Source organism: Pseudoalteromonas sp. XMcav11-Q, from assembly GCF_040104525.1.
Classification (GTDB): Bacteria; Pseudomonadota; Gammaproteobacteria; order Enterobacterales; family Alteromonadaceae; genus Pseudoalteromonas.
Genome location: NZ_JBECOX010000009.1, coordinates 227,094 through 236,377, shown reverse-complemented (window position 1 = coordinate 236,377; position 9,284 = coordinate 227,094). Strand labels below are relative to the sequence as shown.

Below are 9,284 nucleotides of genomic sequence, written 5' to 3'. Positions count from 1 at the left end.
GTTCGTCATAGGGCGAAAGAACTGGCTGTTTAGCTTCACCACAAGTGGCGCTGAGAGTAGCGCAATCCTCTACAGCGTGATCGAAACAGCCAGAGCAAACGGCCACACCCCATTCGATTATGTGATGCATTGCTTAAACGAATTAGCCCAGCCACAGTGCGATATCGACAGTTTACTGCCCTGGCATGTTAGCCTCTAGGTGTAGTTAGCCGTACGCTTACGTTACTTGGGATGGTAAATACATATTGTTTAATCGAGGGATGGATAACGAGAATTCCAATGTCGACATCTACTGGATGGATGCAAAGATAATTAATGAGTTAAAAACCAAAAATCTAAGTAAGGAAGCATTATGAGTCGACGTTATATTTTGTCTCTATTATTTATGCTAAGTGGCGCTCGCAAAAGTCATGATACTAAAGCAGTTGCAACAAGTAGCTAGTTAGGCAATCCTATCAACGCAAGTAAACTAACGGGAACTCCTAGCTTACTTGCGTTGTTAATACTTACGCGAAATTAGATACAATTAGTTCCTTTATACCATTGTCCAACTTGCTTAAATCTTCCCATTCACCATAGATATCTTCTAACATATGAACCTCATCGACTAGCTCTCCATTTTTATACTTGCTGACTACAGGATGTAAAAAACCATGTTGAGAAAACTTGAGTTGCTCATCTTTATCACTTGGTATGCGGTAGCTAAATTCCAATCTAAAACCTGAAAATTGCTTAAACTGTTCCTCATTTTCGTAAACAAGTTTTGGGACGCTTTCAAAAAATTCAAAGCCACCATTTGGTTTCTTTGAATACAAATCATAAGCGTTCCCAAACAAAAACCAAATTGTGGTTGCTGATTTTATACGCTCGCTGATCTCATTGTATAATTCTGAAGAAGAATCAAGTTGCTTTCTACTTTGCTGGGCTACAAGATTCAATTTCTTGATAATTATTTCAGATAATGACTCCGCGTTATGCCTAATTCCGTGTATAAAAGGAGTTGAGGAATCTTTGTAGTCATTGCATTGCATATTCGCTCCGCAAAAAAACAGATTCGGAATATTACTACTTTCCCATTTATGATTAAGCTTAGGAAACATGTTTTTCAAGCACAACTCAGGAAAAGTACTTGGTGCGTAGTGATCGAAGTTACACTTAAACCCTGTACAGTTTATGACGTAATCATAAGTGTTTTTTTCTGATTCTCCATCTTCTGAAAAAATCATATCTACCAAATACTGCCCAGAATCTAACTGTTCAATTGATGCAATTTTTCCGTTTAAGATCGCGTTTTGCTGTTTCAAGAAAAAAGTATCTAGAAACGCCTGATTCACTGAGCGTAAATGCCCGGGGTAGTGGCTGACCCAAGCAAAATTGAAATCATCTGGGCTTATTAAATGGGTGTTTGATGAGACTTCTAATAAGCTATCAGCTGTTTCAAATGCCGAGTTACCTTTCCCTAATATGAGTACTTTCTTATTTGTGAATTGAGCTACGTCGTTATTCATTTCTGTATAGGCTATAGAGTGCTCAATGCCTTTTATATTAGGAATGTTGAGTTCGCCGATCCCTGTGGCATCAACTAAGATCTCACTTACATATTCTTTACCGTTACCATCGACGACTGTAAATTGGTGGTCGTCTTTTGTAACCTTTGCAACGTGGGTTTCGTAATGAATAGGTAACTCGTACTTTGTCGCGAATTCACCAAGGTATTTGACAAGGTTGTCCGCACTCGGATAGTAAGATTTATCAAAGTCTTTAAAAGAAAACTTATCGTCGCCATTTAGTAGTGAATTCCAGTCCCATCTAAGGTTCTTCTCTTTATTATCAAAGCCCGTGTTTACCTTATTTATCGATATCAATTTACGATGGACTGGATAAGTTTCAAAGAAGCTTCCTGCAACTTTTGTACGTTCCAAAACAATATGGGACACATTTACTTTGTTAAGATAATAGCTTAATTGTAAGCCCGCAGGTCCAGCACCAATGATGATGACTTTATAATTTAACTCCATTCTCAACACTCCTTTTGTAAGGTTTCGGGGTTTTTGCTTATTTTTCTAAAGTGTTCATTCTTTATTATATTTTGTGGCGTATCAGTAGCCACGATCTGCCCGCTATCAACTACGATAACCTGATCTGAAAGGTAGATGCTATTTAGGTTATGTGTGATTATTAGTACAGTTTTATTTTTTGCTATTTCTTTTAAGTGACTATGAAGACCGGATTCAGTGGCGAGATCGAGAGAGTTTGTAGCTTCATCTAAAATGAGTATATCACTGTCTGAATATAGCGCTCTTGCTATCGCAAGTCTCTGTTTTTCTCCACCAGATAAATTTGCGGCATTCAAGGTGACTTCGCTATTAAAGGTAAAGCCATTGCTTTGCATGACGACATCAAAGTTTGAGAGCTGAGACACTCGCTTGAGCTTTAACTCGTCGACATTATCAAAACTGAGTTGTAGAGTGATATTTTGCCAAAGTGGTCCACTGAAAAAGAAAGGATCTTGTTCGACCATCGTGACCTTTTGGTGAGTCGATTGTGAGTTTTTTTGATTCTGATGAATGAGAATTTCACCTAGATAGCTTTGATATAAACCCGCAATTAGCTTTATTAAAGTGCTTTTCCCGGAGCCTGAGCGGCCGATAATAGAGTAAACTTTATGCTCTTTAAATTTATGCGTTATAGCACATAATGATTCAGAATCTGCCTTTTGATATTTAAACGACAGGTCGGTTAATTCAATTTTATTGTGTGTTGACGTATCTTTGGTGGCGGAAGCTAGTCGTTCAGCGGGCTCTTGATTTAGTAAACTATCTAAGCTGCTAACTGCGTTTCGAGCCTTCGTTGTAACGGAGTTTATGTCACTTATTGAGGCGAAAGAGTACGACATCAGTAATAATACCATAATGAACGCGACTAATTCTCCCGACGCCATTGAACCTTCTATGACATTCAACCCGCCTACCCACAAAACAAAGATCACGCTAGAGAAACTGCCAAAAATGATTAATCCAGATACAATAGATTCTAAAGAATGAAGTCTTTTAGTTGCATTGTAGACTTGACTCGCTCCCGATTCTATTTGTTCTCCCAGTAAAGTTTCCATTCTATGGATTTTTATTGATTGTATACCTGATAATGATTCAATGATTGTCGAGTTTAGATTAGCAACGGTTTCCCGTTTATGGGTGTTGGCCTCTGAAACTCGCTGGCTTACTTTAAAAATGATGAGAATAACCAGCGGAACGGTGACTATTGAAAGCAAAGTCATATACAAACTGGTGGCTAATAAATAAATTAGGCCACACAATAAAGTGCCGGAAGCTTGAAAGAAAATGCTTAAAATAAAGTGGACGTAGGTGTTTATAGCTTTAACATCATAGTCGATATTAGAATAAAGCTTGGAAGGGGAAGTAACATCAAATAACTCTTGTTGCTTATATAGCATTCTCCCCATCGCAAAGCTAAGTAGTTTATTGCTTAGCATCTCCTTTATATCAAATACGAGTTTTTGCCTCAAGCCATTCGAAAGCACGAATGTAATTAATAAAAGCAAGATAAATGAGACAAAATAGTTTAAACGTTCTCTCGTGACTGACTCTTGAAACAGTAGCTCAACAGTATAGGCAATGCCAAATGAACTGATGACGACTAAAACATTAAGTACAGCCACAATGAATAGCGTAAAGTGCTGTTTCGCACATAGAGTTTTAAGTTTTTGAAAAACAATACCTTCTGGGATAAATATCATTCTTTATATTGACTCTTCGATAACTCTAAGTAATTTACCAGTTCCACAACATTTATCATTATAGTCTTCGACATGGCGAGCATTTATCACTCTGTCATGCGGACAACCACCATTACAAATTGAGAACCATTCACACTCTCGCATACGATCCGTCGCGTCAATTTCTTCTTTTACAGATGCTTGATTATGATTTGACTTTTCGAGCAGGGTGGCTAGATCTGAATTTAGAAGTGAGCCGTAAATACTGCCAATATCTCCAACATACTTATCACAAGGTGAAACATCACCGTTTGGTTCGACAGTGATTATTTCTTGAGAGCAATTTCCTGCCCAATAACAAGCGGAAAGTTGCTTAGTTTTATCCGATAAAACATCGATAAAATTTTCAAACATTCTGATTCTAACTTTGTCTTTGTAGTGCCCGTACCAAACACGATAAACGCAGCTTAAAAATTCAATGTATTCTTTGTAGCTAATGTAGGCATTACCGATATCATCACCAGGCTTTGCTCGGTTATCTGGGACGATGTTCAGAAATTCTATGTCATTTAATTCAATTGAGTGTAAATAGCTTAAAAGTCGTTCAGGATCTAAGTTGTATACATCTTTGTCGACGACTATTAAAGCACCGTAGGCTATACCATGATGCTTAAGCCGTCGAATTCCTTCAGCAACCTTAATGCTGGTTGGTCTTCCTCGGACGTCAAGTCTCCGAGTATCATTGATTTCTGGTACACCATCAAAGCTAATTCCCACGGACATGCCAATGCCTTTTAAGAAAGTGAGCCACTCATCCGATATATTAACTGCGTTTGATTGCATAGTATTGGTGATGAAGTGATCTGGGCGTCTAAATTGTTCTTGTAACCAAATCAACTTTTTGAAGAACAATGGTCTAAGAAGTGTTACTTCTCCACCGTGCCAAACAAACTCCACTCGAGATACATTTGGGATTGCTAATATTCGTTTAACAATTGAAACGAGGTTTTCGAATTTTATAGATTGATTTGGTCCTTCTGCCCACGAATGGCAATATGTACAGCGTAAGTTGCATAGACGTGTAGCCTTGAGTACAACTACAACTTTACTTGCTTTTAGTGGCTTTGCTTTGAAATCGCTTGCTTTTTCTTCTCTGAAAAGAGCTAATTCTTCATCGTCTAAAATATCATAGTCTTTGATCTCACCAATAAGTTGAGATGCTAAGCGAGAGTACTGATAATCACTCACTTCTATGTCTACGGTTTCTTTACTGTTTTCTGCAGCATCAATAACTTTAATAGAAATATCACCGAGCATAATTTATTTTCCTTAATTAACTAATTCACCATCAACCATACTTACTCGCCTACCTGCAACACTTGCTGCAGCAGCGCTGTGCGTTACCATTATGATTGTAGAAGCGCTTGTGTCATTTACTTCCAGCAGTATATCTAAGACCCGCTGGCCAGTTTTTTCATCCAGATTTCCCGTCGGTTCATCCGCAAGAATAATACTTGGTTTGCACGCCATTGTTCGGGCAATCGCAACCCGCTGTTGTTGACCGCCAGATAATTGACTAGGATAATGGTCTTTCCTCGCAATTAATTCCATACGCTCTAATTCTTGCTCTGCCAGTCCTAGTCTATCTTTGTGTGGCACACCCCTAAATTTGAGTGGCAACATAATATTATCCAACACTGATAGATCAGGGATTAAATTGAAAGACTGGAACACATACCCTAAATGTTCTCTTCTGTACTTTAATTTCTTTTTTTGAGATATCGCTGAAACATCAAAACCATTTAAATGTAAACTACCGGAGTCAATATTCGAGAATAATCCAATTGCGTTGAGTAATGTTGATTTTCCTGAACCTGACTTTCCTGTAATGGCAATAAATTCACCTTTATCAACTTGTAGAGATACTTTATTTAAGGCAGTAGTTTTAATTTTATTTGTATAGAAGTGCTTACACACGCACTCAAGTTGAATGACGCTATTCAATGTATAATTCCTCCTTATATTTTTTGTTCCAATCTAAAATTACGACGCTTTTACCTAACACCATAGGAGCATCAATCACTACTCGATCCCCAATCCTTTCCTTAATAAGGATAGGAGTCCTAATAGCCTTACTCTGTTTATCCGAGTGAAGATATACGAATGTGGTATCACCTTTTTGAAACGTTGCTTCGGCTGGAAGTGTAGGTAGGATATTCTTATCGCTATTGGCAAGTTCTATTTCGACAGATTGGCCGACTTTAATGTTACCTTGCCATTCATCGGTATTTGGCATCTCAAGGTTCATTTTGAACTTTCCCTGCTTAATTAATGGGAATATTTTTAATATCTTTAAGTTAATATTTTTATTGTCTATCTTGGCTGTAGCTCTTGTTTCTTTATTGATTCGCTCTAGATAAAATTCATTTAACTCTACTTCAATTAAGTATTCACCCACCATATCTAGGGAAGCAAATTCTTCTTTAGGCAATATCTGTTGTCCTGACTCGACATCAAAGCCAACAAGGTTGCCTGTGATAGGGGCCCTAATAAGAAGCTGCTGCTCGCTCTCCTGAAGCTTGAGTAGCAAACTATTTAATATTTCCACCGTTTCACCTATCTGCTTTAGCTGATGTGTAATCTGATTATGTTGTGATTGGTAGTAATTAGTCAGAACACCTTGTTTCTCTTTCCATCGAGTCAGGTTACTTTTTATGTCTTCTACATCTGATTTTTGAGAAAGATTCTTTTCTAATAACCTGAGTTTTTGATCCAGTTCTCTTTCAAGTACATCTACGTTATAAAGGGCATCTTCTAATGACAACTTTGAAGAGGTAAGCTCACGCCTCAAATTTAATCTCATATTTTCCAAATTACTAATCTGTTCTGATATTTGAGCCATTTTTTCTGTCAACTTTAATGTGTAGTCATAGTTTTCTAGCTCTAAAATAACATCTCCCTTTTCTACAAGTGTATGTTGCCGATTGATAAAGCTTTTTACTCTGCCGCCAATGTCAGAGGACAGCTTGATAGATTTCATCGGACGTATCGTACCTATAGATGTAATTGCTGAATGAGAGTTTGTTACGGCAATAATTTTTGCTTTTTCATATGGTATACTTGATATCGACTTGTTGCTGTGGAATAAAAGAAAGAAAAAGATGAATGTCATTAATAAGAAGAACGCTACTATCTTTTTACGCTTACCTTTAGGGTTTTCTATTATAGTGTCCATTTAAATCTTTACTGCCTCTCTAGATACTTTTTGCTAACAACAAAAAAGCTAAGAATTATCACGCTGATGAAGATGGCTGCGATGGCCATAGAAGAAAATATATAGCTCGTAAAACCAAAGGAGAAGTTATCAGATATCAAAAGGTTGTCTTTAAGAATATAATAACCAATGCAAGTTCCAACTAAAGAAGAAAAAGTATATAAATAAATATTGTTTTTTAGGGTGTAAGAAAAGATATCTTTCAATCCAGCTCCTAGTTGCTTCATTATATCTAGAGTGTAACTATTACGCTCTACATCAACTAAGCTGTTGGCAATTGTATTTAGGGAAATCAAAACTATGTTCAGAGCGACAACCCAAAGTAAATAATTGGCGATTTTTGATAAGTCTGAATACTCTGACTCAAGTGCTGCATAGCTTGAGCTAAAATCTAATTTATTATTTATGCTTATACGATCGACAATTCGGTTAGAAGTGTTAAGTAATACCGATGTTGCTTTCTCTTCATTAAGGACAATCATAATAGGATCATGAAATGGTTTTACCTTACTTAAAAAAAAGTCACTAACTACTTTAACTATTTCAATTTCTTCTACGCCATTCCCCAAGTCAGCATAAAATTTATGCATTGATAACTTTTCGATAGGAATATTGTCATATAAATTTGCGAATGCTTGAGTTACTACAACCCTTGTCTTTCCATTTATATGGCTGTCATAATTTGAGTGAATGATACTGTCTAAGTCTAGCGGATTTAGACCAAATACTTTTATAAATTCTTCACCTGCATAAAAGTAGTTAATTGGTGTGATATTCTGATCTATTTTTTGTTGTGCTGTGGAAACCGTGACAAAGTGTGATGATTTATCAAATGGGTGCCAGCTAGCTACAGCAGAAACTTCTCCATATTCGGCATTGATTTTATTTCTCAGTGTAATAGGACTTACATCATTAACACCATCTAGCTTTATGAAGTGGATTTTTGCGATATCGTAGCCGTAGTCGGCCTTTTTTTCGGTAAACAGTTCATAAGTTAAGCTAACTGCGATAAAAATTACAATAGAAGTGATTAACATCTGAAGAAACACAGTGACTTTTGTAAGCCACATCGTTTTTAGTCCTGTCGATTTGGTGATGGACTCATTGCTTTGATACGACAGAACTCTCTTAATAACAAACACATTAGATAGAGTGTATAGGGATGTAATTGTTATTATTATCAAGGATAATGTAAATAATTTTTCCTCTGTGTTGATCGTAGATAAAATATCAAACTCACCGGAAAGAGGTGGGAGGATAAGGTAAAATAATATAGCTGATGTGATATTGGCTATGATAAGAGAGTTTTTGTTTTCTAGTAGAGAAATAAAGATAATCTGTATTTCGCTACCGCCAATGCTTGTTAATGTCTTTATACGATCTAATTGAGAGATTTTTATTGAGATTGTCGAGCTTAAAAATCCAACGGTTCCAAGAATGAAAGAAAATATGCAGATTCCAAAGATTAGATATAAGCTTGATTTTGAAAATGTAATTCCAAGCGCGTCAGGGTGATTCTTATCATAATGAAGATCTGAAACTGCTCTTTTTGAAAGGTTAATAAATGAACTTGGGGTGAAAGGCGCCCCAGGGCTCTGCGGTGCGTTACTACTAACGATTTTTTCTAGATCTAGGTCATTTCTGTTTACCAGTTCGACAAATAGATGAAGATGAGTGTCATACCAATCAGTATAACTTTCTTTTATTTTTCCATTATATAAATGATCGAAGTTAACAATCACATCTGGTTGGATTGATAAGGTGTCATCTATTTTTATTACTTTCTCTATTCTATATAAACCAGTATTGTTTATTTTTATTGTTTTTCCAATTATTTTACTCTTATCTTCCGCTATCTTTTCAGCGAGCGTGGACGAGATGAAAGCTCCACTTATACCCAGCTCTTCAGAGCCTAGATTTAGCATGAGTTGTGCAGTTTTATCTAATGCATAGACTTCAGTGCCTTTTAATTCTATATCATTATATAATATAGTTATATTCTCACGATAAACTTTGCCTACCCTTTTTACAGCTTGATCTTTTTCTAATACAGGTATAAGTGCAGCAGGCGCTTTAGAGCTTACCACGGTTTCACCGGATGGTAGGTTAAATTGGGTTTCAATTTTATATATGTCGCTGGAAAGTCCAGAATTTATAGAGCTGTCTGCTAGAAAAAAAATAAACATCAATCCAAGTAAGACAGCGCCCAGTGATAAAGATAAAACCCCGGTGACAGCGGAAAGTGCTTTTCCATCGCTCAATAGTTTAGACATC

General features: G+C 36.6%; 7 protein-coding genes. 1 reads left to right on the top strand and 6 read right to left on the bottom strand.

What is annotated here, in order from left to right; all coding sequences use genetic code 11:
* Positions 1-199, top strand: a 199-nt coding sequence (locus tag ABMY45_RS15890; protein ID WP_349289143.1) for a transposase domain-containing protein, incomplete at its 5' end; no start/stop codon positions are given.
* 307 nt (positions 200-506) lie between these two features.
* On the opposite strand, the gene ABMY45_RS15885 is transcribed toward ABMY45_RS15890, so the two are convergent.
* Genes ABMY45_RS15885 through darB form a run of 6 tightly spaced genes read right to left on the bottom strand, consistent with a single transcriptional unit; the run spans position 507 to position 9,283 of the window.
* Positions 507-2,018 carry an NAD(P)-binding domain-containing protein gene (locus ABMY45_RS15885; protein WP_349289142.1) on the bottom strand — a complete coding sequence of 504 codons (1,512 nt, stop codon included), beginning with the start codon at positions 2,016-2,018 and terminating at the stop codon, positions 507-509.
* A gap of 2 nt (positions 2,019-2,020) precedes the next feature.
* Entirely contained in the window at positions 2,021-3,757 is a 1,737-nt protein-coding gene (locus ABMY45_RS15880) for an ABC transporter ATP-binding protein (protein ID WP_349289141.1), read from the bottom strand.
* Between the two features lie 3 nt (positions 3,758-3,760).
* Positions 3,761-5,053, bottom strand: a complete 1,293-nt coding sequence (gene darE / locus ABMY45_RS15875; protein ID WP_010604503.1) for a darobactin maturation radical SAM/SPASM protein DarE — start codon at positions 5,051-5,053, stop codon at positions 3,761-3,763.
* A 12-nt stretch (positions 5,054-5,065) separates the two neighbouring features.
* Positions 5,066-5,740 carry an ABC transporter ATP-binding protein gene (locus ABMY45_RS15870; protein ID WP_102056618.1) on the bottom strand — a complete coding sequence of 225 codons (675 nt, stop codon included), beginning with the start codon at positions 5,738-5,740 and terminating at the stop codon, positions 5,066-5,068.
* Positions 5,733-6,971, bottom strand: a complete 1,239-nt coding sequence (locus tag ABMY45_RS15865) for an HlyD family efflux transporter periplasmic adaptor subunit (RefSeq protein ID WP_010604505.1) — start codon at positions 6,969-6,971, stop codon at positions 5,733-5,735. Before ABMY45_RS15865 ends, ABMY45_RS15870 begins: the two co-directional genes overlap by 8 nt.
* Before the next feature lie 8 nt (positions 6,972-6,979).
* Positions 6,980-9,283: a darobactin export ABC transporter permease subunit gene (darB, locus tag ABMY45_RS15860; protein WP_349289140.1), complete on the bottom strand. Its 2,304-nt coding sequence runs from the start codon at positions 9,281-9,283 to the stop codon at positions 6,980-6,982.
* Position 9,284 lies beyond the last annotated feature (1 nt).